This is a genomic window from Photobacterium gaetbulicola (genome assembly GCF_003025515.1).
Lineage (GTDB): Bacteria > Pseudomonadota > Gammaproteobacteria > Enterobacterales > Vibrionaceae > Photobacterium > Photobacterium gaetbulicola.
In genome coordinates this window covers 32,686-55,274 of record NZ_PYME01000016.1, presented here as the reverse complement: position 1 = coordinate 55,274, position 22,589 = coordinate 32,686, and the positions used below count along the sequence as shown (strand labels likewise).

The following is a 22,589-nucleotide window of genomic DNA, read 5'->3' as shown; positions in this document are numbered from 1 at the left end:
GCGGATCATATGTTCGTTTCGGGCGTGATATTAGCTGGGTAGAGGGCCGGTGAGTTGTTGCTTAGCGATGGATATCTTTGTGTTGACGATTTACAGGCAGAAACGAGCGGCCCCGGGAGTGGCGATACTCCCGGGGCCGACTGCTGGTAGGTAGGGTTACATGGTGACGCCGATGGAGAGGATGATACAGTTTAGCGCAACAAAGAAGGCAACCAGCGGTGCGATAAATTTCAGCCAAGTTACATAAGGGATACGTGCAATGGCCAGACCGCCCATCAGTACACCGTAAGTTGGGGTAACAAACAGGACAGTACCAATTCCGCTCATAAACGCGGTAACGACTAATTCGCGGCCAGTGTTGGCAAAATCACTCAATGGCGCCAGGATAGGCATACTCATCACTGCCAAGCCGGAGGTCGACGGTACAATGAACGATAGCAGCATTTCAATTCCGTAGACGGTGTTGATAAACAGTACCGAACTCTTGCCGGCAACAAGGCCTTCGGCATAGTTAAGAATGGTATCGGTGATATTGCCCGCTTCCATTACGACAACGATACCGCGTGCAACACCGACAATTAATGCAACCCCGATAAGATCGGCTGCGCCGGCGACAAACGAGTTAATCAGGTCATCTTCGCTCAGTCGGCCGACAATCCCGCACAGGATCCCCATGAAGATAAACAGGGTTGCCATCTCAGCCATCCACCAACCGAGAACGGATACACCGTATATCATGATAGTGAATGTCAGGATAAACAGTACCAGTACCGCTTGCTGCGGACCGGTAAGTACCGGCAAGTTGCTGGTGGTGTCTTTGTTGCCAAGAAAATGCTGTTCGTGATCATCACGCAGGTGGGCAAGCAGCGATGACTCTGGATTGTTCTGTACCTTTTTGGCGTAGCGCATGACGTAGCCGATACCGACAACCAGGGCGATTGCCAGAATCGCGAAACGCAGTTCTACGCCGCTGAGGAAGTCTACGCTGGCTGCGTTAGAGGCGATCACCGTACCAAACGGGTTGATAGTTGAGCCAAGGGTACCGATCCCGGTACCGACGAATATCACGGCTACGGCCACCAGAGGGTCAAAGCGTGCAGTCATGAAAATGGGGATAAGTAGGCCGTAAAATGCCAGTGATTCCTCAGCCATACCGTAGGAAGTACCGCCGAGCGCGAATAGAATCATCAGGATCGGAATCATATAGATCTCTTTGCCTTTCAGCCGCACCATGATCCGCGCAATACCGGTATCAATTGCCCCGGTTTTGGTGACTATCCCTAAGAAGCCACCGACCATCAGGACAAAGAGGCTGACATCAATGGCCCCGATGACGCCGCTGATAGGATCATAAAAACCGGAAATGGGGGCCATTAGCGTGTCGAAAAACCCTTGTGGCGACGATTCAATGATTTGGAACGAGCCAGGTAAAGGGACTTCACGGCCGAGTTGCTCGTTCATCTCGCGAGTGTATTTCCCTGCTGGCAGTATGTAGGTCAGCATGGCAAAAAATGCTATCAAGAAGAACAGGATGGTAAATGTATTGGGAAACTTTTTAATTTTTAGCATGGTGCTTCCTTAGCAGGAGGTTGTGGTGCGATCCTGCATGAGTTGGGTCGAAATTAAATGAAGCGTTTGGTGACGTATTCGGATGTCATGCATTGCAGGACACCCCCGTAAGAGAGCTCGAATTCGACCAGGCTGCCAGTGTGGTAGTCTGTCTGGCTGTCATTGATGTCGATGATCAGGTGGTCGCTACTGCCGCCGATAACGATGATGTCCTTGTCTTTGGGGGTGATCTCGCTAATATCGACATCTTGCTTGCCGATTGCGCAAATGGCGCGTTTGCGTAATCCCCGGTCAACAAACTCAGGCTTGTTGCCAAAGGCATCAAGGGCGGTGGAATTGATCGGTACTGAAGGCTTTATTTTGAGCTCGACGATTTCGGCCGTGAGATCAAAAGTATCTTGCTGGGTATTGGGGATTGGATCATCGTTTAAGCCAATACCCATCAGAAGTGATGCCCCGAGCCTGAGCTGATTGATATCTTGTGGAAGCTGACCATTGAGCATCAAGGGCAGAGCGGCCGAGCTGGCGCCGGAGATGTACTTCAGCGTGATGCCTAGTTCAGATTCAATCTGTCTGGCGAGGCTGACTAGTTTGCTCTGGTTCTCTGCAGTGGGCTCCACGCCACCGTAGCAGGCGAGGTTGGTGCCGAGACCGACGACCTCTATGCCTGGCATCGCCATCGCTTTGTGAGAAAGCGCGATCGTCTCTTCTTCATAGAACGCTCCTTCGCGGAGATCACCCAAGTCATGCATGAGGATAATCTGATGAGTTTTATGCTGCCTGACTGCCGCGTCAGACAGTGCCTCCAATGTCGTGAGTTCTGAGTTGAGGGAGATATCGGCATAATGCACCACATCGTCGGCCTCGCTGATGGCGGGTATCCTTAACAGCATTTTTTCCGCATCAAGTCGCTGGATTTTTTTTAAATTGGCAATGCGTGAATCGGCCAGCAGGTGAATTCCGCCGTTGATAATCGCCTGTCCAACCTCCGGATAGGCGCAGGCCAGTTTGGTTACGCCAGCGGGGGAAACGCCGTAGCTGTGGCAGGCGGAAACCATATTCTGAGTATTTTTGGTGATCGTATTTAAATGAATATTAATGCAAGGGTAAGTGCTCATATTATTACCTTTAGGCAATATTGTTATTTGTTATTATTGAGCACTATTTATGGGTGAAGATAAATAATGAGTTTTGTATGGTTACTTTGAAAAATGACAATGTATTATTTTTAATGAAATAATATCCGCGGGATAAGTAATTTTATCCCACGGTAAGAATAATTGTATTTAAAACACAGTTTGTTATTTGGATAGGAGGAGCGGTGATTGTTGCTGTTGGTGCGAAATGGTGATGGCACGAATTAATTCAGCGGCGGCCTTTGATAATTCTTTTGATTCAAGGGTGGTCAAATGAAATTTGGCAAAATACTCCAGAGAAGGGGGCGTTAACTTTGACCATTTCTCCTCGCTGCGCCCAAATCGATGCGTAGTGATCTGGCAGATAACCAACAAAATTGCCGGATAGGATGAGATGGGCTGTGGCTTCCATGTTGGTACTGCAGGCAAGATGGAGCAGATCTTTGGTACCGCTAAGCGGTGTGATTTTGTGGGACAGACCACGCTCTACAACTGGAAACTGTCGGAGCTCCTGGGGAGTGATCTCCGTTGAGATAGCGAGTATTGGGTGGTCGGGTACGCAGTACAGGCACTGTCTTTCGCTAAACAAGTAGGTGTATTTTAAGCCGTCTTTGGGGACTTCGGAAGAGGTGATCCCTACTTCTGTTTTACCGTCAAGCAGCATCATCTCTATTTGGTAGGAATCCCAGATATCGGTGTTAATAGAGACTTTCGGGTGCTAATTGTTGATGGGTGCATATTTAATTTAAATTGTGCAGCGGAAAAACCACCTGAATCAACGATTGTCGTAAATAAGTGGAGGAGTTTAATGTCAACGTCATTAATTTTTCGCATCTCATATTCTCATTCTTATTATTGGTTTTAATATTCAAGCCAAATAGGTGCACAACAGAAAAATAATAATCTGTCAGGAATAAACGGGTTATTGTGCAATGCCATTAAACAGGAAGAATAATGGCATTGCGTTATCAAGTGGTGAGGGCTACCTGATAGTGAATCTCTTCAATCAGCAGCGATAATCGCTGTTCGAGCAATGAAAGAACCTCATCCGAAGGAGGGATACCGGCCTTGATATTCTTTTCGACCGCTGCTGAAGTTTGCTGTACATAGATGGCACCGATGCTGCCTGATGCCCCTTTCAGTGAGTGGCTAATCAATAGCGCTGAATCAAAATCTTGCGCAACCAGGGCTTGCTTTAACTTTTTCATATCCAGGCTATGCTCGTCGGCAAACATCTGCAGGAACAGGCATACGATATCGTGGTCGTCGTCCATCATCTCTAGCAGGCTTGTCAGGTCGATTTGCTTAAAGCCGTCTGGATTAAGGTTGCCCACGCCGTTTGTTGGCTGACTGCTGTCGTGGGGGGAAGCTGCTTCATGGGGAAGGGCCAGCCCCTCAGCTTCCAGATCCGAGCGTAGCCGAGCCATATGGGTGATCTTGCTCTTAAAACGCTGCAGGGCATCGACTAACTTTCTTTCATCCAGTGGTTTGGTAAGCATACAGTCCACGCCGGCCTTGAGCATATTGCGCTGGGTTTCGGCAAACACATCGGCGGTACAGGCAAAGATCGGCGTCTGGCTGGCCGGAGGTGGCAGTTTTCGGATCCGCTGGGTCGCCTCGATACCATCCATGACTGGCATATGGTTATCCATCAAAATCAGATCAAAGGCCTGGCTTTCGAGGATTTTCAGGGCTTCGGCACCGTTCTCGGCTGTGGATGTTATAAATCCTCGCTGCTTGAGGAAGCTTTCGATGATCAGCACATTGAGGTGGTTATCTTCCACAATCAAGACGTTTAAATTGGCAAAGTCCAGATTGTCAACGCTGATATCACTGTTCTCGTCGCTGGTGTAATGACCCGGTTGCAAAACGAGATCGACCCGGAAAGCGGAGCCAACGCCCTGCTCGCTGGAAACCGAGACATTCCCTCGCATTAGCTGGGCCAGCTGCTTAACGATACTCAGGCCCAATCCCGTTCCGCCAAAACGGCGGCTGGTTGAGGCTTCGGCTTGGGCAAACGGGTCAAAAATGAGCCCGATTCGGTCGGCTGGGATCCCTATACCAGTATCGGAGACCTGGATATGGAGGTACTGGTCGCCACTCGATTCACCTGCGGTTATGGACAAGGATACTGTCACCTTGCCTTTTTCGGTGAACTTAATGGCATTGCTAATAAGGTTAAACAACACCTGCCTGATCCGAGCCTTGTCGGCATAGAACCACTGGCGGCGGTCGAAGTCGCAATAGATATCAAATTCAATGCCTTTCTCCTTGGCAAGGGAGTGGTAGGTGCTCTCTATTGCCCCGACGAGGTCCGTAAAGCAAAAATGGGTCGGGTTGAGTTTCAACTGGCCCTGTTCAATCTTGGAGAAATCCAAAATATCATTCAGCAGTGCCATCATATGCTTGCCGGACTCCAGCAGGGTGCGCAAATGTTGCTCCTGCTCTTTGCTGAGTTCCGTTTTGAGCAGTAGCTGTGAGAGACCCAGCATCCCGTTCATCGGGGTTCGGATTTCATGGGATAGGTTAGCCAGGAACACCGATTTTGCTCTATCGGCGGATTCAGCTTTGTGCAGGGCTTGGTTTAGGCGCTGGGTATCGTGGGCGATTTTGTTGGCCCCTTGGTTGAGTGCGTCGTGCAGGACTTTGAACTCATATGGCCCCTTGAAGTTGTTCTGCCGGCTATAGTTACCGAGTTTGAACTGGGCCGCGAACCGGGTCAGGGCCGCGATGGGGGCTGTGATGTGCTTTGTTAGCATCAGGGACAACACGACGACGATACCTGCAGTGATCAGCAGGGCCAGCATGAAGTACTGCTGTAGGTAGTCGATGGTTGCCGTGACGGTGTGTTTGGGGGTGATCGAAGCGAGATACCAGTTTGTCCGACCCGGCAGTTTGACGTTGAGTGGAGCCAGGGTTGTGACCATGGCGTGGCCCTGGCGGTTGGTAAAACTGTTCATGTCGATTGAATGCTGCTGGCCAGTTGCCTTATGCTGCTGGGAAAGCGGCAACTGCTGATGGACATACGCTTTGAAGTCATCGAATATGGCCAGGTCTTGGCCTTGGTGGCGGCCGGAGAGGATGATTTCTGCCTTGTCGTTGATCAGCATGATGTAGTCGCTGTTGCTGATCTGCTCGCCGAGGAAGGTTAGCTGGGTATTGAGCTCGTTGAGTTGGTAGCGAATCAGCAGATAGTTTTCGTGCTCATCATCAGTGTGGTGCTGATGCGTTACTGAACTGATGATATAGAGGTACGCGGTGTTGTTGCTGTACTGCACCTGTGAGACCAGAAGCGATGCCCTGCCATTGCTCAGGGCCGCCAACCGGCGGTGAATATCTTCCAGTCCGGCTTGTTCCAGGGTGCGGGTTAGTTCCGCTGGCTGGGTCTTGGCAGAGCTGGCGATAATGGTTAATGTCTCTTGGTGTCTCTCTAGCAGGTCTAGTTGGCTGAAGCTCGGGTCAACTGAAGACAGCTCTTTGAGATAGTTGCTTATAAACGTCTGCTGGCCCGGTAGCCGTGTCTCATCGCGGGCAAGGAGCGGGAGCTCAAACACCGGGGAGCTGGCCAGTTTACGGATACTGAGTAGTCGCTGAGCAAGAATGTCATCGAGGTTGTGCGCAGCAAGTGCAGTGCGGCTACTCAGGCCTTTGGCTATTTGCTCGGTCGCTACCGTTATTAGCTTATCGCTGCTGAGCCAGTTATAGATAAAGGCTGGAACGATGCCAATAAATAGCATACTCCCAAGTAAGATTGGCTTAATTCTATTTGGTATCATCCGTGAAAATCCATTTCGTTACCGCTTATAAAACGCTTTGTAACGAGTGTGATATATCTTCCATGAATTGATCAACTGCAACCGTGAAGCGAGGGGGAGAAATTGGATCTCCCCGTCATTATTTGCTTGGTTGGCCTAACCGACCAAGAAAAATTAGCTAAGCAGTTGCTCGAGGGTCAGTGGGGTTGCCACCAGGCCCATGCGCTGGGCTGGGGTAATGCCGTCTTTATCTTGGTGGCACAGGTTATGCCATGCACGGTAAATATCCAACAGAGGCAAAAGACCACCTGGCCGAAGTTTACGGCGCGGCTCGTTTATGAAGTGACTGAAATGATCTTGGAAGCGCTGCTGGTAGCGAGTTATCTCTTTGTGGGTGGCAATTTCAAGCCATTTTCCTTCATCGCCTTTTGCGCCGCCTAGATGACAGATCCCTTTGCTGATCTCTTGGTGGCGTGTGAAGGCCCAGCGATCACGCCACCACCCCATCAGCACAATGTCAATCCGGCCTGCCGGTTGGCCGTGTTGCCAGTCGGGATCCGTTTCGACGTAGATCGGGTGTATGGTTTTGTCCTTGATACGGTCGGAAAAAATGGAGATGCAGGCCGAGCGTAGCAAGGTTTCCTGCGGCATATAAATGGCCAGTTCTTTGTTCTCGCTCAGCATCTGCTGCAGGTGCATATAGTGGGCATAGACCGTGTATTGCGGCCTGATCAAGCAGCCTTTAGACGGATAGTTCAGTCGAGGCTTGCTCGAAAGGGGGTCCTCAAAATTGGGGCGCGCCATGATCTGCCGGTAAACGGCATCGATGTGGGCAAGCAAGCCTTGCGGCTGCGGTGGCTGGGCTTCGATCAGTTGCGCTGGAGGGGCTGCCATAAAACGTGCCCCGTCGGTGTAGGGGTCATGCCACTCGCTGCGCTCTTCGTGCTCATCGGGCTGGTAGTTGATGTCCTGGGCCAGTACATATCCTGACTCGGCTTCGCAACTGGCTACCCAGAGTACACCGTTTTCACTATTGGGTTGTAACTCACTGATATTGGATGCGAGAGCAAGCTGGGGGGCATTTTTGACCAAACGAGCATCGAACATTGCTAGCTGGCGGCGACAGCGGCTGGCAATATGTGTCAGCTGATCGTAGAACGATTTGGGATTCATATTCAAGCGACGGCAGATATCCCTGACAGGATAGCCAGTAAATAGCATCGCCAATAATTTCTGCTGGATTTGATTCTTGCCATTGAATCCCGACCAACGATCCACAAAGGTGGCATGGCAGCATTTACAGCGATAGCGCTGGCGGTCACCACTAAAGCCAAAAGCATGGTATAGGTGGCGATGGGTCAGTACTGGCAGCCCGTGGTTTTCACACTCAGGGTTACTACATGCCGGCATCCCGCTGTTTTGCTGTTGTTTAAGACGCAGGGCTTCTTCGACCACATCATGGTTATTGATGATCGGAGGGAAAGCTCCACACTCTTTACAAACCAGCATGGGTTTGTTGGGGTTGTTACGTTGAAGGACGTAATTATGCGTGTCGATCGAACCGAAATTGCTGCAGCTGACGGTTTTACAATGATTAAGTTGATGACCGCTGCAGGCTTGCGGGAGTAATGAATCGTGGTTGTCGATACGGCGTGTATTCATCATGTCAGCCTAACCTTATCCATGGGCTTAAGCAACAAGCGCGTTATGTATAATTATTGGCAGGGGAGAGAGCCCTTTAGGGGGGTGGTACAGAGCAGGTTTCCCTACTCTGTACCATTAGTGTCTACAACAGACCTTGTCTAGCAACCTACGCCGGCCTTCTATGGAGAGTGCCATTCAAATTGTGTAAGACGCCACATTTTACAAAATTTTGAGCTGCGAGATAGCAAGGCAAAGCAATACTGTAGAGACTAATAATTCTCACTGTCTGTCATACCAATACCATCTGGTCAGATGGTATTGGTATGAGTGCATCCCCAAATAACATGAAGTTACTTGGACATACAATAAGGCGTGGCCGATGAATCGGGGGTACACCGGCCACAGGTAGGTTCGTTACAGCTTGATTGCCGTTTCCAGTGCAACGTTCATCATCTGTGCAAAGGATTTTTGGCGATCGTCTGAGCTTAGTTTTTCACCACGCTTGATATGGTCTGAAACCGTTAGGATAGTCAGGGCCTTGGCGCCTAGCTCAGCTGCCACACCGTAGATACCCGCAGCTTCCATATCAACACCCAGCATGCCCAGTTTTTCCATCTTGTCGAACAGGTCAGCTTCTGGGCTGTAGAACAGATCGGCAGAGAAAACGTTACCCACACGAACAGGAACATTCTGTGCGCGTGCTTCGTTAACAGCGGTCTCTAGCAGGCCAAAGTCAGCGATAGCGGCAAAGTCGTGGTTGTTGAAGCGAATACGGTTAACTTTAGAGTCTGTTGACGCGCCCATACCAATGATGACATCCATCAGTTTAACGTCGTCGTGTACAGCCCCACAGCTACCTACACGGATGATGTTCTTAACACCAAACTCTTTAATCAGCTCGTGTACGTAGATAGAGCATGACGGGATACCCATACCGTGACCCATTACAGAGACACGCTGGCCTTTGTATGTACCGGTGTAACCGAACATATTGCGAACGTCACAAACAAGTTGAACGTCTTCAAGGTAATTTTCAGCAATGAATTTCGCACGAAGCGGATCGCCTGGCATCAGGACTGTTTCTGCAAAATCACCAAGTTCAGCATTGATATGTGGGGTAGCCATAATTCACTCCAGGTATGTTGTTTGTACGTTATAGTTTCGTTGTGTCGTTTCTATTCAATTGCGTATCAAGAGAAGAAACGCTCAACGATGCTTTGGTAGGCAATGCCACCAAGGTAAACACCGACGATTCCCATAATGCCTGGTAGCACCGGTGGCGCAGGCAGCGGAAGTTTAATGGCCGAGAAAAATAGACCAACAATTAATCCTGCAAAAATTGCAAGCAGAATCTCATTCATGTGTTTACCCTCTATGTTCATTGTGTATTACGACGTCGTGGGCTGCTCTGTTGGCGCCTTAGTTAGCGTTGTCGTTTTGATGGCTAAAGTGTAAGCAAGGATGTCCGCAAATCTCGCGATCATGATCACACTTTATTGAGCTGTTAGTCAAAAACACACCATTGATTACCAAATCTGTTGAAAGGGTGAGGGGTATCGTTTGCGTGAATGTTGGAAGGATAACATAAAATGGAATCAAAAATGATGCTTAAGTTGTTGAAAATTGATGGTTTATGTGTGCTTGTGGTGTTTGGTGAGAAGTAAGGAAACAAGCTGAAACAGTGTGAGCAAAAATGTGATGTTGTAATGGATTTCATTGGGGCTAAAGTCAAAATCTGCTATGGATTCCCCGTTTTTTGTTTAATTCGCCCCCTATCTGACATAGTGCCAGCCCAGTTAATTAGTCGGAGGATCCCCCTTCTGGGTCTTCGAAGCCGAAGGCCGGCGATAAATTGTTTTACCTTGCTTGATTGTTGCGACAACCTCGATAGTTCTAATCAACCCGGGGGCAATTGCCATCGGGTTGTCAGAGAGGATCACGGCATCAGCTTGTTTGCCGGGCACCAGCTCTCCCTTGGTCTCTTCTTCAAAAAACTGGAAAGCCGCATGTTTGCTCATGGCAGTTAACGCTTCCAGCGCTGAGAGGCGTAATCCGCTGCCCATGATTTCTCCCTCTTTGGTTACCCGGTTGACAGCGGACCAAAGGGCAAAAGTGGTGTCGAATGGATTGGGGCCTGGAGAGCAGATGTTGCTGGCTGATAGACCCTCTTCCAAGGCTTGCTTGATCGGGCTTTGCCCGTTTGCCCGGCCAAGGCCGAGCTTATCGACATCGTCCACCCCATCTAGGTAGATGTTGCTGGTGTCAAAACAGCCGAACAGCCCCAATTTGGCATATTGCTGTATTTGGTTATTGCGCATAAAACGCGACATAACCACGACGTGACGTTGATCTTGCCCGGCATTGATTTTGAGGTCATAGCTTGCTTGGATTATGGCGTCGATAGCGGCATCGCCTACTGCGTGGATGAACAGCTGGCGTTCATATTCGACGGCCAGTTGAAAGAGAGCATGAAATTGGCTGAAGGGCATCAATGGGCTACTGCGCCAATTTGGGGCGGGTAAGTCGGGGTTCTCTTGGTAGGGATAGGCCATCCAAGCGGTAAGGTCTTTTGTGGTGCCATCTAGCTTGAGCGTGAAGCCGGCTATCTTTAGCCGGTTGCTATATTGGCCGAATTTAATCTGATCGCTGCCGGCCAAAGCCTCCAGCTCACTGGCGCTGGGGATCGCAATAATATCCAGCGTCAGCTTATTTGCGTTTGCCTGGGTGAGCAGGGTTTCAAGTGCTTTTCGATCGATATCAATATCCACCAAGGTTGTGATGCCCTGGCTGGCAAAGGCCGCTAGACTTTGTTCAATGCTGCCAGTCTGTTCGAGCAATTTAGAAAATTGGCTGTTGCCGGCAAAAAATCCTGGGAGCATGGTCTGGCCATTTAGATCAACCACCTCGGTGATATCACCTTGGTGGCGCATAACTCCAATACGTGTACCTATCGCCTGGACCTTGCCGTTCTTAAAGGCAATGGCTGTGACTTTCTGGGAATGTGGTGACAAGGTGAGAATGTTGCCATTGAAATAAATGGTATCGGCGTCTGGCGTATCGTCCATGCTGTCACAGGCAATCAGGGCAAGCAGACTTACTGCGGCAAGATAGCGCATGAGTTCTTTGGGCACGGTAGTGGGCATCAACGAGTCATCCTCCGACAAGAGGTAAATGAAAAGCCAGTTGTTTGATTATAGGCTTGGTTGAGCTGCTGCACGGAAAACAACAATGGGATTGGTAATTTGCAGCAATACGCACTACCCATAATAAGGATGTGATGGGATTATTTTCGAAGGACAGGAAGCATGAAAAGAATAGGGTTAGCGGTAACGTTATTGCTCAGCGCAGCACCCGCCTCGGCAGATTTGTTGGGTTTCTCCGTCGGTGCGACTGTTGGTGGCGCCAGGGTGGAATACCAAGGTAATGATAATACGGGCGTCGAGTATGGTATAAATGGCGCTTATCATCTTAATGATATCTTTAGTGTCCATGCCGGTGTGGTGCAGGGCAGTGCCGATGTCGACGCGCCCAATCAACGTGCCAAAAATGAAATTGACTACACGGCTTTTCCGCTTACGCTACGGGCAGATTTGCCTTTGGTGATCGGAAGCGTTTACGGCAAGCTCGGTACTAATTACTATGATTATGATGTCGACCAGTCAGGTCAGCCAAGAGAAAGTGACGATGGTTGGGGATTTGCAGGTGGCGCGGGAGTGGTTTTTACCATGCTGCCGTTTATCGATTTGTCGCTGAATTATGAATATCGCGATATGGGCGATGTAACCAACAACTCGATCCTGTTCGGGATCAGTGCCGGCTTGTAGTCAGTTGGCTTTCCACACTGGTTATGTTGCCAGTATGGAATAGGGCATCTTTTGGGCTTGGCGGGAACTTCTTAAAGTGCAGGTTTGGCATAACTGATAGATAACATGACAAAAGGGATTTGATCTTATCGCATTGTGGTGCTTTTTACCGGTTATTCAAAACAAGATTCTGATCACCATAAGGAAGAGCGTTTTTTTGTACAATAAGGTCTGTCCAGATAACCACCCGGAGGTGCCCGATGAGCAACTACGAGCATTACCAATCCACGGTTGAGCAGGTATACCGGGCGAGTATGCGAAAAGTCGCGAAACCCTGGCACATTGAATATCTTCCTTCGATGGAAAACTGCCAGCAGGCACTGAAATTTGTATCTCCGAAAGGTACTATCTGTCAACGCTTGACCTTGCCCGCTTCATCAGCCCAGCTGTGTTGGCCCAATCAAGGTAATGTCAGCCAGCATATTACCGATTTCGTGGTAAGAGGAGCGTCTCGGCTTGCTCCGCTTCGCCAGAGTGCTTTTCGCAATAATTTTCCGTATTGGTTGGAAACCTGTATTCAGCAATTGCACTCACTGTGTGATGCAAAAGAAAAGCTGCTGGATATCGTGAGCAATGCACGATTTCCTTTCCCCAGCCAGGTGAATATCGAAGGTAACTATCTGCCTTGCTGGGTGTGGAGTGAAGATCAGGGCTACATGGCTGTGTCGGTTGTCGACCGCCGTACCGGACGCTTTTCCGGAGTACGCCATGTCGAGTCGGGGCAGTTGATAGACCAAGAGCGCTGGCTAGGTGCACAAGTAATTGATTCGGTCGAAGAATCAATTGATACCATCGACCATTACGTTAACGAGCTGATTCAATCACAGAAGAAGGTGGAGTTCGAAGAGCCAACTTTGGCTGATGCCATCAATAACCCGTGTGCCGCGACGTTAGGTCCGGTGGCCAGTGTGGCGCTGACAATGGCGGTCGTCGCCGGATTCTTCATTACCTTTAAGTGGCTACTTGGCTTTTAGCTGAGCATGACGGTTGCTTGACCAAGCCCGCGTTATTCCTGGTTATCACAAGGAAGCGCGGGTTTTTTTGTTGGTATTGCCCCCCCCCTCGATCGTCGCTAAGCGATAGGCCGTGAAGTTGCTTGGGTCTGGCCGGTGTTTGCGCTAGAATCGCCAACGCAATGATCGGGGTAGGAATTTCAGCATGCATAATTTGACGTTACTTTCTGAAGCAGAAAAAAATCGGGTGGAACTGGATAAGCAGGCGGCTTATTCCGTTTGGCAAGTGAAGAACGGCAAGAAAGGCTACGAGGTATTCGTTGAGGTCGCGGGTAATATCGATGACGACGATGAACGTGAGTTTTTTGAACAAGCAGTTGCGAAGTACAAGATTAAGATGGGCGTTGCATAAGTATTAGTGGCGGGATGTTGCTACGGTTGTCATTTTTATCTATTCAGATCATGATTATTAGGCGCAGTACGCGCCTTTTTTGATTCAGTTTGATATGTTAGCGAACGGTATGTATTTGGCGCTAATATATTGCTTTTCGGCATGTTATTGCCATGAAGAGTGTATAGTCATGCTTGGGGGTTCCCTTGCTAGGGCAGAAGGAAGATGTAATGAGCACAAGCAAGAAGGTTCTTGTTGTTGATGATGATCAGGAAATTCGTGAGTTGTTGGACGAATACCTTACCAAGGCGGGGTTTACGGTTGTAACTGCTGCCGAAGGGGAGGAAATGAAGCGCCGTCTAGCGATGGGGACCCCTGATTTGATCTTGCTGGACGTGATGATGCCGGGGGATGACGGTTTTACCTTGTGCCAATACATTCGTAAAACGTCCGATGTGCCGATTATTATGCTGACTGCCGTATCAGATGAAATGGACCAAATCATTGGCCTTGAGCTTGGGGCGGATGATTATATTGCCAAGCCGTTTAGCCCTCGCCAGTTGATGGCCCGGATCAAAGCGTTACTGCGTCGCGTCAAGCCAACCGAAGCCCAGCAGATGCCGTCTGCCCCCAAAGCGATTAGGTTTGCCAACTGGCGCCTGGATACGGCCGCCCAGCGTCTGTACGATCTGGATAAAGAGAAAGATTACGAGCTTAGCGGCAGTGATTTTGCCTTGTTGATGCTGTTTTTGACGCGTCCGAACGAAGTGCTGGATCGTGATACGATCTCTTTTGCAACCCGTGGCCGTGAGGCAACCCCGTCGGCGCGCAGTATTGACGTGCAACTTAGCCGGTTGCGCCAGCGGTTGGGGGATAAGGGTACTCAGCAGCGCTTGATCAAGACAATCCGCGGCAATGGTTACTCATTCAATGCCGAGGTCACCTACGAGGAATAAACAACCTCGCACAGCTTGTGGTTTTAACTATGAATATTCGAAAGTGGTGGCCAAAGTCCCTGTTGGCCCGCACGCTTTGGTTTACCCTGCTGGCAGTGTTTCTTGCCCAGGTTATCGCAACCAGTATTTGGTATGGGCAGTCGAAGCAACGTGATTTGGAAGGCCTGGAGTCGGCCTCGGCCAGCATGGCCAATATGTTTGCCTCGACAGTGACCTTCTTCCAGTCCCTGCCCCTGGAGTACCGCCATATTGTGCTCGACCAGCTGCGCAATATGGGGGGGACCCGCTTTTTCGTTTCCTTCAACCAAGAAGAAATCTTGATTGACCCCATTCCGGACTCGCTGATGAAGCGGACCGCGGTCGGGGCCTTTGAAGAAGTGCTCAGTGAAAAGCTCCCCCGGTTGGATGTGATCCGGGTGGAGTTTTCCCGTCCCGAAACCTTACATGTTTTGAAAAATGATATCTTGCTCAGCGATCTGCCTCGCTCTTGGGCGCACTATACCCTGAGCCTCGAGCCGTTCAACCCGCCGATTTTGGTGGTGCAGCTTGAGTTGGCAGAAAATGAGTGGCTGTATATCGCCGCCTTGTTGCCAGCACCTTATGTGACCTTGGAAGACGAAATTATCACAGGCCAGCAATTGGTGTTTATGGTGTTCATGACTGCATTGCTGCTGGTGTTCACTTTCCTGATGATCCGGCGTCAGACCAAGCCGCTTAAGCGCCTTGCCTATGCGGCCAATGCTATGAGCTTTGATATCTACCAGCCGCCGCTTAAAGAGGAGGGGGCGACGGAATTGGTGACGGCGACACGGGCATTCAACCGGATGCAGTCGCGGGTACAGCGCTACATCGATGATCGCGAGCACCTGTTTTCGTCTATTTCACATGATTTGAAAACACCGATCACCCGGTTGAGACTGCGTGCCGAACTGATTGATGACGATGCCAAAGTAGAGAAGTTCAACCGCGACCTCGATGAGCTGGAGATGATGGTCAAAGGGGCTTTGCAGACGGTGAAGGATACCGACTTGCATGAGAACCTGACCCAAGTCGATTTGAAGGAGATGCTTTTTAGCATCGCGGAGCGCCACAACCAGCACCAGGTCAAGGTGACCATCCCGGCAACGAAAATAGCCCCGCTGATGGGGAAGCCGCTGGCCTTGAAGCGCTGCTTTAGCAACCTGATTGACAACGGGGTCAAGTATGGCGGAGAGGTGCGGCTGATCATCGTTGATGAGAAAGACTCGCTGATCCTTATCATCAAAGATAAAGGCCCGGGTATTCCCAATGAGTCCCTTGAAGCCGTGTTCGAACCTTACGTACGGGTGGCGAAGGATGAGGAAGGGCATGGTTTGGGGCTGGGTATTGCTCGCAATATCATCCATGCCCATGGTGGTGATATGGCCATCCATAACGCGGTAGATGGCGGGCTGGAAGTGAAAGTCTATATTCCCCGCTTGTTGAAAGAAGATTAAGGCAATGAACACGAAACACACCTTGATAACGGCTTTGTTGATGCTGGCCTGTGGTGCGGCTTCTGCTGGAGAAGTGGAGGTCTTGCACTGGTGGACATCAGGGGGCGAAGCACGATCAGTCTCCCTATTGAAGGATAAGATCCAGGCTCAGGGCAACCACTGGAAAGATTTTGCCATTGCCGGTGGTGGTGGCGAAAGCGCGATGACAGTGCTGAAAACCCGTGCCGTTTCGGGCAACCCGCCTTCAGCGGCGCAGATCAAAGGTCATGATATTCAGGAGTGGGGGCGGCTCGGCTTCCTGACGGATCTGAATGATGTGGCAAGTACCGATCATTGGTCGCAGATCCTGCCGCCTGTTGCCCGCCAGATCATGATGTACGGCGACAGTTACGTCGCTGTGCCGGTCAATATTCACCGGGTAAATTGGCTATGGGCGAACCCCAAGGTGTTTGCCAAGGTGGGGGTGGATGTGCCGACATCGCTTGATGAGTTTTTTGCCGCCGCGGACAAAATCCAGCAGGCCGGATATGTCCCGCTGGCCCATGGTGGTCAGCCGTGGCAAAACGTGACCCTGTTTGAAGCCGTAGCCTTGGCGGTGCTGGGGCCTGAGGATTACCAGCGTGCGTTTGTTGAACTGGATATGTCAGTCCTTGGCGGCGATAAGATGGTCGCTGTCTTCACCCAGTTTCGCCGGATGCGAGATTATGTCGGCGCCAGTTACCGGGGCCGTGACTGGAGTACGGCGACAGCCATGGTGAGCAGCGGCGAAGCGGCGATGCAAATCATGGGGGACTGGGCCAAAGGGGAGTTCGAGGCTGACGGCAAAGAGCCGGGCCAGGATTACTTGTGTATGGCAGCGCCGGGCACACAGGGGTTATTTACCTACAATATAGACAGCTTTGCCTTCTTCAAGCTTGCCGATGCAGCCAACAGCCAAGCTCAGAAGGACTTAGCCCGGGCAATCCTGGATAAGGAGTTCCAGTCGTCGTTCAATCTCAGCAAAGGCTCGATCCCGATCAGGATGGATATGGACTTGGCCGAGTTTGACCAGTGCGCCAAAGATTCGCTGGTGGTGTTCAAGCAAAGCAGCCAGTCTGGTGGCTTGGTACCGAGTGTCTCCCAGGGGCTGGCGACAACCAGCTATGTACAGGCTGCGATATTTGATGTGGTAAGCAATTTCTTCAATGCCAAAACAGCTGATCCCGAGCAAGCGGTTGATCGCTTGGCACGGGCGGTGAAATCTGCCATGTAGTGGTTTGATGGATAGGCTGATTTCTCTCAAGGGTTGCTGTATTGGCAACCCTTTTTTGTAATCGAAACAGCCTTCCTCTTTAAGTTTTATATACTTATATCCAAGTAACTCCAAGTAGCATGACTGCGTGCGATTAGCTCGGCTGTCAGGCAAGGCCGCGATAAGTTGATCTGGCGGCGCTAATATAAAAATCGTATGAAAACATCAGGAAGGAGCCAGGATGTAGAAGGTTTGAGCAGGCCCGCGCTTGATGGGGTTTCTGAGTGTGGCCTGTTTTAACAAGGGGAGAGCAATGAAATTATTGTTTTTAGTCCGTCACGGTAAATCTCAATGGGGTGACCCCACCTTGGATGATCACGAGCGTCCTCTCAACAACCGTGGCCTGAAAAATATTCCCAAAATGATCCACCGCTTGAATGGCTGGCAGCAGGGCCCGCAGCTAATTGTCACCAGTTCTGCGCTGCGTGCCGCCCAAACGGCCTATTTGTTTGCACAGGGGCTGGAGTGTGCCCCCAAGCTCGAATCAAACCCTAAGGTTTATACCGAGTCGGCATTTGAACTGATGGATATCATCCACGAGAGCAGTGATGTGGTCGATCGCTTGATGCTGGTGGGCCATAACCCCGCCATTACCATGCTCGCGCAAATGTTCGGCTTCAAAGGTGACAACATCCCTACCTGTGGTGTGGCAGTGTTTGGTTTCGAGGTTGATTGCTGGCAGGCCATTGCCGAAGAGCAGGGGACCTTGTTCTATTATGATTACCCCAAGCGGCCCCGGCCAGATAGCACGTCGAAAGATATCGGGTGATTGATTAGTAAGTCGTTTGGCTGGATTTTGCTGAAACTATAACCATACAGTTGTTGTGGGGTTTACAGCCTTGTGAATGCTGTATATCATACGCCGCACTTACGGAGAGATGGCTGAGTGGTTGAAAGCACCGGTCTTGAAAACCGGCATACGTTAATAGCGTATCTAGGGTTCAAATCCCTATCTCTCCGCCACATTCAAAGGCCTTGTCGCAAGACAAGGCCTTTTTCGTATGCATTGAGTTCTGAGTGAGGGATTTGAATCAAATCCACCATACCTAAAGCGCTCCTCCACATTCAAAAAAGCTAGCTTAATGCACCGTTCCCTCACGCTGTAATCATCCATTTTTGAGAAGCTAGCCGACCAAAGCGGACTTTTGTCCTGAAAATTTCCTCTTCCTCCTCACTATGATGGCGCCATCAGAACGAAAGAGGAAACAATGATGACTGCTCATATCGCAGGTTCTGCAGAAGATTTTGCTTCAACCGTAATCATGCCGGGCGATCCGCTACGCGCTAAATACATAGCTGAAACTTACCTCGAAGATGCCAAGCTGGTGACGGATATCCGCAACATGCTTGGCTATACCGGCTACTACAAAGGCCAGCTTATCTCGGTCATGGGTCACGGCATGGGCATTCCCTCGATGGTGCTATACGGCCACGAGCTCATCAATGACTTCGGCGTCAAACGCATCATCCGTATCGGTAGCGTGGGCGCAACGCAGAAAGATGTACACATGCGCGATGTGATTCTGGCCCAGGCGGCAGGCACCGACTCTCCGACCAACGCCAAGCGCAGCAGCGGTTATCACATGGCGACGTCGGCAACCTTTGAACTGCTGCACAATGCCTACCTGTCAGCGACAGAGAAGGGTATTGATGTCAAAGTCGGTAACGTGTTTACTGGCGATCTTTATTACGATCCAGACGAAGATCTGATCCCGGCCCTGGAGCGCTTTGGGGTACTGGGTGTCGATATGGAAGTGGCGGGTCTGTACGGCCTTGCGCACCAGCATGGCATCGAGTCGCTGGCGATCCTCACTGTGTCTGACCATTGCATCACGGGCGAAGAGACCACGGCGGAAGAGCGCCAGCTGTCGTTCAATAACATGATTGAAATTGCGCTGGAAACCGCAATTAAGGCTTAACCCTACACTGAGGGCCGGCAGGTTCGGCTCTCCATGATTTTAAGAACATCTCCTCAATGAGCCCTTGGAGTGAGCAATGAATAATAAAATGACACTCACCGCGATCAGCTTCCTCGCCAACTTCATTATGGCAGGCTTCGCCACCCAGTTCGGTATGCTGATCCAACCTATCGCCGATGCATTCGGCGCCAATGTAAACGAAGTCGCATCGATTTTCTCGCTGCTAAACGGGGGGGCACTGGCCGGTACCATTGCGGCTTTCTTCCTGATTGAAAAGATAGGCATCAAGCGTATCACTGTCCTGTGCTACGGCGCGATTGCACTGGCCGCTTTGAGTTTATACGCAGCACCCTCGCTATTTATCGTAATGCTCTGCATGACGGTGATCGGTTTTTGTGGCGGCGTCGGTCTTTGTATTGCAGGTACTATCGTGGTGTCGGTATGGAAAGACAAAATCCAAAGCACGATCCTGGTCGTGCAGGATGCCACCTTTAACATTGCCGGTGTCGTGTTCCCGATGATCACCACCTATGCATTGACCAACGCAATGAACTGGAGCATCAGTTACCTCAGCGTCGGGGTTGTGGCTCTGGCGACCATGTTTGTTGCCCTACTGACAAACTTCAACCAATGCAGCGGTGACAGCAGCACAGAGCAAGAAGCGAAATCAGAATGGAACTTCGGCATCATCAGTGGCGGTGTGGGCCTGTTCCTTGGCATGCTGGCGCTGTATACCTTCCTGACATGGGCTCCGATGTTCGTGCAGACGAAATTCGATATCCCATTCGAGCAAGCTGGCAATATCATCACGCAATACTGGTCGGCGGCACTGATCGGTGCACTGGTTTCGACTGTGATTGTGTCCCGGGTGAAGATCCAATATTTCCTGCTGACTATCATTTCTGTCGCGATGGTGCTGACCGGCGTTATCGTTGTCACGGAGAAGCTGGAGTGGATCTCTTACCTCACATACGGCTACGGCTTTGCCTGTGCGGCGCTGTACAACGCATTTATCGCTTATGGTGTGTCTTTCGTACGTAATGCAACCAGCAAAAACGTTTCTTACATCTTGATCAGCGGCAGTGCCGGTGCAATGTTTAGCCCGGCAATCAGCTCGGTCATGGAGAGCGTGGTCGGTCTACAAACGGTAATGTACTCGATTCCGGTGATTTACGCGGTGATTGTTGCCATGCTGGTGGCTTCGGTGAAATACAAAACCGCCGACGCGAGCCAAGCGCAAGCGGCCTAACCGTCTTTAAAGATTATCAAACCGGCAAAAGGTCTGCGTGGTGCAGGCCTTTTTCTTTGCCGTTCAACTGGAATACTAGCCCTCAACGAACGCGCGCAAGCCGTCTAAATCAAGAATGCGTAGCCCTTTCTTTTCCTTGGCGATAAAGCCTCTATTTTCCAGCTCGTTGACCGCACGCCGGTACACGCGGTCAGAGGTCGCAAACCGCTCAGCCTCAAGGTAGTTCTTTTGAAAGCCGTCAACGGGAAGATCATTGAGGTACTGGTGATAGATGTCATATGCCACATTGTAAGCAATGGGATAGAGCATGCGCCGGGTCAGGATCTCTACCGTATCTTGGTAATCGATGGCGATAGCACTGGCAAAGTAGAGCGAGAGGCGGGGTTGCTCCAGCAGGCAGCGCTGCAGCTTCTGGGGATCGATGATGGCAACGTCAACCGGTTCGACAGGCACAATATCCATCTGACACCGATATCCCGTGAAGAACTCCATCTCGCCGAACAACTGTTGTTCGCACTCAAGAGTCCCGAGCTGAAAGGTCTTGCCGTTACGGGCTGTCATGCCCATCGATATTCTTCCCGAGTCGACAAGATACAGGTTTTCAACGTGTTCGCCTTGGGTTAGGAGCTTTTCGTTCTCATCGAAAATACGGCGCGTGCAGATACAATCTCGAATCGTCTGTTCGATGAGCTGTTTATCCTGACTCCATTCCGATTCAAAACGTCCTTTGCCTAGGGTTTGTAGTTGCATTGAGTTACCTTGGAAACTGACTTCAGCAGTGGACGAGCATGCTATCACAAAAAGGGGAGGCTGCATTTACTCCAAATAGAGAAGAAGATCCCGCGCCATCAATAAGCAATTAATGGCATAGTATTGGGCTCGTTAACGGTATCAGGAGAAAAGGGATGTGTTCTTCGTTGGGGGTAATGTCAGCCGGACAGTCAGTATTGGGTGTGAATTATGATTTTCAGTTTGACCATGGGATGGTGGTGATCAACCCGCGCAGGTTGCAAAAATGGAGTGAGTTACCCCAAGGTGGAGTGTTCCGCTGGCAGAGTCTCTATGGCTCTGCCACGTTAGTACAGTTTGGCTGTGAGTTGCCGAGCGGAGGGATCAATGAATCGGGGCTGAGTCTTCATCTGCTCGAGCAGCGAGATGCCGCGTATCCGCCACTGGCCGCCACGGATACTGTGCTGGGGGAGTTGCAGTGGATTCAATACCAATTAGATGTTAGCCAAAGCGTTGATGATGTCGTTGCGAGTTTGGATACTGTTAAAGTTCATAGCCAATTTATTCCGTTGCATTACGTTGTCGCGGACAGTTTTGGCCAGGGGGCCGTGATTGAGTTTGTTCGCGGCCAGGTCGAAGTGACCCGGTTCAGGGAGGGGCAACCCTTGGTGCTTACCAATCATAGCCTGTCAAGCAGCCGCCAGCACGACCAGAGCCAAGCGAGCAGGACTGATGATAACAGCTCTTTTTCCCGTTATTGCCGGTTGAGTACGTACAGCCTGTCTTATTGCAACGGTGTGGAGCCTGAGTCATTTGTTTCGATAGGTCTTGACCGGGTGGCGATAGCCGGGAGGTTCTGGGACCCGATGTTGCATTTATTTCGCGGTGCGAGCAGTTTCAGAACCTGTTGGCAGGTGCTTTTTCTTCCCGCGACAAAGGAAATGAAGTTTAGGCGCTATGAAAATGGCAAAGGCTTTAATCTAAGCCTGGAACGGTGGGATTTTTCGGCATTGGATAAGCGATTGAGTAGTGATTTCTCTTGCTTGCAAACTGGCGGCGACAAGCTGGAATTTTCGCCTTATTCGTTAAAGGACAACCGGCGCATCGTGACCAAAACGTATCGGCCATACCGGCGACATTTTCCTGCTCAGGCCGTTGAAGACATTGCCCGCTACCCGGATGAATTTATGTTATCTGCGGAGTAAAGGGAGGCCGATTGATACGCCTGTGGCCACATAATCTAATAAACAAAGTTACTTAGTTCTACACTTGTTGCAGGGGGCTTTTACGCTGTTTGGGTAAATTCATGATGCTGGATGTCAATCATGTTGAGTAATAGGATCAATCAACTTGTTGAGAGAGCGTTGTTGGAAGGGGACATTAAGGCAAAGGTCGCGATAGAGAAAATCAACCAGAAGGCGATTCCTGACGTGGAGATCCCAGCAAGCACTACCACTCAGTACGAAGAGAAGATGATGCTGGAGATCCAATTGCAGTCCGACAGGCTCAATCAAAATGCCAGAAAAACGGCAACGGTTGTCGCCAGTCTGCCTTTTATTCTTTTTCTTCTGAGCCTAGTGACAGCTTGATGTCAATCGATGGCGTCTTGGGATCCGGGCGCTCCGTGTATTTTTGCCTTATAGAGGGCAAAGCCCGCCG

Annotated in this window: 20 protein-coding genes and 1 tRNA gene; 12 read left to right on the top strand and 9 right to left on the bottom strand. The window is 50.4% G+C overall.

The annotated features are described in order from the left end of the window. Positions 1-156: 156 nt before the first annotated feature. The 8 genes from C9J03_RS14970 to C9J03_RS14935 form a co-directional block, all read right to left on the bottom strand. Complete coding sequence (locus tag C9J03_RS14970) at positions 157-1,569, bottom strand: YfcC family protein (protein ID WP_044620539.1); 1,413 nt, start codon at positions 1,567-1,569, stop codon at positions 157-159. Between the two features lie 53 nt (positions 1,570-1,622). Next, entirely contained in the window at positions 1,623-2,687 is a 1,065-nt protein-coding gene (locus C9J03_RS14965; protein WP_044620540.1) for an alanine/ornithine racemase family PLP-dependent enzyme, read from the bottom strand. 277 nt (positions 2,688-2,964) lie between these two features. Then, complete coding sequence (locus C9J03_RS27185) at positions 2,965-3,372, bottom strand: substrate-binding domain-containing protein (RefSeq protein ID WP_338064704.1); 408 nt, start codon at positions 3,370-3,372, stop codon at positions 2,965-2,967. A gap of 301 nt (positions 3,373-3,673) precedes the next feature. Next, on the bottom strand, positions 3,674-6,481 hold the full coding sequence (locus C9J03_RS14955; RefSeq protein WP_044620541.1) for a hybrid sensor histidine kinase/response regulator: 2,808 nt from the start codon (positions 6,479-6,481) through the stop codon (positions 3,674-3,676). Positions 6,482-6,634: 153 nt separating this feature from the next. Then, positions 6,635-8,125: a lactate dehydrogenase gene (locus C9J03_RS14950; RefSeq protein ID WP_044620542.1), complete on the bottom strand. Its 1,491-nt coding sequence runs from the start codon at positions 8,123-8,125 to the stop codon at positions 6,635-6,637. Positions 8,126-8,518: 393 nt separating this feature from the next. Further along, positions 8,519-9,229 (bottom strand): purine-nucleoside phosphorylase, encoded by a 711-nt coding sequence (gene deoD / locus C9J03_RS14945; RefSeq protein ID WP_039457361.1) that lies wholly within the window; start codon positions 9,227-9,229, stop codon positions 8,519-8,521. Positions 9,230-9,294: 65 nt separating this feature from the next. Then, a complete protein-coding gene (locus C9J03_RS14940; RefSeq protein WP_039457360.1) occupies positions 9,295-9,465 on the bottom strand; it encodes a XapX domain-containing protein in 171 nt (56 codons plus the stop codon). A 435-nt stretch (positions 9,466-9,900) separates the two neighbouring features. Beyond that, the gene (locus tag C9J03_RS14935; RefSeq protein ID WP_082060419.1) at positions 9,901-11,247 is read right to left on the bottom strand and encodes an amidohydrolase; all 1,347 of its coding nucleotides are present in this window, start codon (positions 11,245-11,247) and stop codon (positions 9,901-9,903) included. 162 nt (positions 11,248-11,409) lie between these two features. Here C9J03_RS14935 and C9J03_RS14930 point away from each other — a divergent pair, with 162 nt between their 5' ends. From C9J03_RS14930 to tsgA, 10 genes are all read left to right on the top strand, one after another. Beyond that, the gene (locus tag C9J03_RS14930) at positions 11,410-11,928 is read left to right on the top strand and encodes a porin family protein (RefSeq protein ID WP_044620544.1); all 519 of its coding nucleotides are present in this window, start codon (positions 11,410-11,412) and stop codon (positions 11,926-11,928) included. A 239-nt stretch (positions 11,929-12,167) separates the two neighbouring features. Continuing rightward, positions 12,168-12,941, top strand: coding sequence for a hypothetical protein (locus C9J03_RS14925; protein ID WP_044620545.1), 774 nt, complete (start codon positions 12,168-12,170; stop codon positions 12,939-12,941). Positions 12,942-13,125: 184 nt separating this feature from the next. Then, a complete protein-coding gene (locus C9J03_RS14920) occupies positions 13,126-13,332 on the top strand; it encodes a DUF3283 family protein (RefSeq protein ID WP_039457350.1) in 207 nt (68 codons plus the stop codon). A gap of 209 nt (positions 13,333-13,541) precedes the next feature. After that, a complete protein-coding gene (locus C9J03_RS14915; RefSeq protein ID WP_039457345.1) occupies positions 13,542-14,267 on the top strand; it encodes a response regulator in 726 nt (241 codons plus the stop codon). 29 nt (positions 14,268-14,296) lie between these two features. Beyond that, positions 14,297-15,742 (top strand): ATP-binding protein, encoded by a 1,446-nt coding sequence (locus tag C9J03_RS14910; protein WP_044620546.1) that lies wholly within the window; start codon positions 14,297-14,299, stop codon positions 15,740-15,742. Between the two features lie 4 nt (positions 15,743-15,746). Beyond that, positions 15,747-16,994: an ABC transporter substrate-binding protein gene (locus C9J03_RS14905; protein ID WP_044620547.1), complete on the top strand. Its 1,248-nt coding sequence runs from the start codon at positions 15,747-15,749 to the stop codon at positions 16,992-16,994. Positions 16,995-17,286: 292 nt separating this feature from the next. Further along, on the top strand, positions 17,287-17,802 hold the full coding sequence (locus C9J03_RS14900) for a SixA phosphatase family protein (RefSeq protein WP_044620548.1): 516 nt from the start codon (positions 17,287-17,289) through the stop codon (positions 17,800-17,802). A 103-nt stretch (positions 17,803-17,905) separates the two neighbouring features. Further along, positions 17,906-17,996 (top strand) — tRNA-Ser (locus C9J03_RS14895). 245 nt (positions 17,997-18,241) lie between these two features. After that, a complete protein-coding gene (gene deoD, locus C9J03_RS14890; protein WP_420813010.1) occupies positions 18,242-18,952 on the top strand; it encodes a purine-nucleoside phosphorylase in 711 nt (236 codons plus the stop codon). A gap of 76 nt (positions 18,953-19,028) precedes the next feature. Then, entirely contained in the window at positions 19,029-20,201 is a 1,173-nt protein-coding gene (tsgA, locus tag C9J03_RS14885) for an MFS transporter TsgA (protein ID WP_044620549.1), read from the top strand. A gap of 75 nt (positions 20,202-20,276) precedes the next feature. Here the strand turns inward: tsgA and C9J03_RS14880 are convergent, their stop codons facing one another. Beyond that, on the bottom strand, positions 20,277-20,951 hold the full coding sequence (locus C9J03_RS14880; RefSeq protein ID WP_044620550.1) for a Crp/Fnr family transcriptional regulator: 675 nt from the start codon (positions 20,949-20,951) through the stop codon (positions 20,277-20,279). A gap of 155 nt (positions 20,952-21,106) precedes the next feature. Between C9J03_RS14880 and C9J03_RS14875 the strand changes: the two genes are divergently transcribed. Together C9J03_RS14875 and C9J03_RS14870 are read left to right on the top strand one after the other, a co-directional pair. Next, entirely contained in the window at positions 21,107-22,135 is a 1,029-nt protein-coding gene (locus C9J03_RS14875; RefSeq protein ID WP_082060421.1) for a linear amide C-N hydrolase, read from the top strand. Between the two features lie 120 nt (positions 22,136-22,255). Then, positions 22,256-22,519 (top strand): hypothetical protein, encoded by a 264-nt coding sequence (locus tag C9J03_RS14870; protein ID WP_044620552.1) that lies wholly within the window; start codon positions 22,256-22,258, stop codon positions 22,517-22,519. Positions 22,520-22,589 lie beyond the last annotated feature (70 nt).